The 2,405-nt window shown below is 51.9% G+C and carries 3 protein-coding genes; all 3 read left to right on the forward strand.

Annotated features, from left to right (window positions below; genetic code table 11):
• The coding region (locus V3W49_RS22480) for a type VI secretion system Vgr family protein (protein WP_500148169.1) at positions 1–1,269 on the forward strand (1,269 nt) is incomplete at its 5' end.
• Between the two features lie 328 nt (positions 1,270–1,597).
• Positions 1,598–2,002 carry a hypothetical protein gene (locus V3W49_RS22485; RefSeq protein ID WP_500148170.1) on the forward strand — a complete coding sequence of 135 codons (405 nt, stop codon included), beginning with the start codon at positions 1,598–1,600 and terminating at the stop codon, positions 2,000–2,002.
• Positions 2,003–2,136: 134 nt separating this feature from the next.
• The coding region (locus V3W49_RS22490; RefSeq protein WP_500148171.1) for a contractile injection system protein, VgrG/Pvc8 family at positions 2,137–2,405 on the forward strand (269 nt) is incomplete at its 3' end.

A 2,405-nucleotide genomic window follows, 5' to 3' on the forward strand; every position in this document is an offset into this window, starting at 1 on the left:
GTAAGCCTGGACGACTACGACTTCCGCAAGCCCAACGCCTGGCTGTTCCAGGCGCGGCAGAACCCGGCGTCGCCGACACCGGGCAGCATCGACGTGTACGACTGGCCGGGGCGCTACGTGGAGCACGGCCACGGTGAATTCTATGCCCGCATCCGCCAGGAGCGCTGGCAGGTGGATCACCAGCAGATTCAGGGCACCGGCACTGCCATCGGGCTGGCGCCGGGGTACACCTTCGCGCTGCTGAACGCGCCGTTCTTCAGCGATAACGGTGAATACCTGACCACGGCGGTGCACTACCAGTTTGAAGAGAACCGTTACGCCAGCGGGGACGGCGGTGAAACCATCCACCGACTGGACTTTATGGTGATCCCGTCGTCGGTGGTGTTCCGTCCGGCGCAGGTCACCGCGTGGCCGCGCACCTACGGCCCGCAGACCGCGAAGGTGGTGGGGCCGAAAGGGGAATCGATCTGGACCGACAAATATGGCCGGATAAAGGTGAAGTTCCACTGGGACCGCCTGGCGAAGGGAGACGACACCAGTTCAGGCTGGGTGCGTGTTTCCAGCGCCTGGGCAGGGCAGGGGTATGGCAGTGTACAGATCCCGCGGGTCGGTGATGAGGTGGTGATCGACTTTATCAACGGCGACCCGGATCGTCCCATCGTCACAGGCCGGGTGTATAACGAAGCCAGTATGCCGCCGTGGGCGCTACCGGCGGCGGCCACCCAGATGGGCTTCCTGAGCCGCAGTAAAGACGGCTCGGCCGATACCGCCAACGCCCTGCGCTTTGAGGATAAAGCGGGGGAAGAGCAGGTCTGGATCCAGGCCGAACGCAATATGGACACCAACGTTAAAAACGACGAAACCCATAGCGTTGAGAAAAACTACACCCACTTCGTGGGAGAAAACGAAGTGCGTAGGGTGGCGAAGAAGCAGGAAACCGGAGTGAAGGAAGATGCCACATCGCTAACCGGGGGCGATCGGACCGATAAGGTGGTGAAAAACTTTGTTCTTGGTGCCGGAGATTCACTGCGGCTGGAGTGCGGCGAATGTGCCATTGAGCTGACTAAAGGCGGTGCCATTAATATTATCGGTAAGACCTTTAATTTCACTGCAACGGAGTCGGGTGAAATCAATACCATGAGCGGCCCGCTCAATTTGAACAGCTCTGATAAGACGATCGGTGTTCTGCCACCGAGCGATGCTTATGATCAGGAAATTCAGGCCGATGTTGATAGCTTCTTTATTTTTAACTCGGCACCTAAGGGGTGATGAAAATTCCTGATTTCAATTACGAGTGAGACTGGGATTGATCTGAAGGCTCCTAAAGAATTAATTCAACCTAAATCCATTCGTTGACTATTACGGCGTTCAATGAAGTTATTACCGGAAATAATGTTGCTGTTTCGGGAGTGACGTCAGCCATTTTGACGATGTCTAATACTGCAACTTTAGCGGCAGCGGCAATTAAGCTAAAGGACTGGTCGAAAACGGTTTTTGAAGTAAAGACGGATAACGTTACTGTTAACCTGGCCAGGATAACCAATACGGTGAGGCATGTCTCGAATAATAAAATATTTATTATAATCTGGGGCTCCATATGTCTATTAAAAACTTTCTTTTAAGCTTATCGGCTCTGGAGTTGACGTTTATGTTGATTGGTATTGCTATACCAATCATTTTTATCGTTGTGATTTTTTTCTTCCCGGGGACTTCAACCAGCATTCGGTCAGCAAGAATGTTTTTGAAAAGGAACTCCTGGTCGGGTGAAATTCATCAATCCCGAATTGAATCCTGGCAACAGACCAATACCCGTTATGGAAATAATTACTTTTTTGATATCTATTTCTATCTGGATGATATGCAGAAATTATATGCTGCCAAAGCATTGATCGAACCCGGGCAAATGCATCTGCTTCGTAAGGGGTTGCCGATTTCTGTTAAAATCGGGAAAAAAGATCGTATTGCCGTTATGCGAATTGGTTCGGAAACTACGCAATATTAAATTTCAAAAACCCATGAATTATAAAAATCATAATTCATCACATTCTGATTCATTATTTCACTATAAAAGAATACCCTGGCCTACGGGGTGTTTTTTGTAATCGCATTACCGCTGTCTGACGAAGGATTAACGTCATGTTAGATCGTATTACCGTCCAGTTGCCCATTCCCGGGCTGCTTTTCTGGAAACTTTCCGGGCGCGAGGCGCTCTCGGAGCCGTTTGAACTGAGCGTCACGCTGCTGGGTAGCGATGCGCGTATCGACCGCAGCAGCCTGCTGGGCCAGCCGATAACGGTGACCCTCCCGACCCGATCCCTGATGGGTAAACGTTACCTGAACGGTAAGGTGACCCGGGTGGCGGTCAGCGCGGTGGAGCTGGGCGGTACCCGCTATGCGGAGTACCG

The organism is Rosenbergiella sp. YN46 (genome assembly GCF_036620675.1).
Lineage (GTDB): Bacteria > Pseudomonadota > Gammaproteobacteria > Enterobacterales > Enterobacteriaceae > Jejubacter.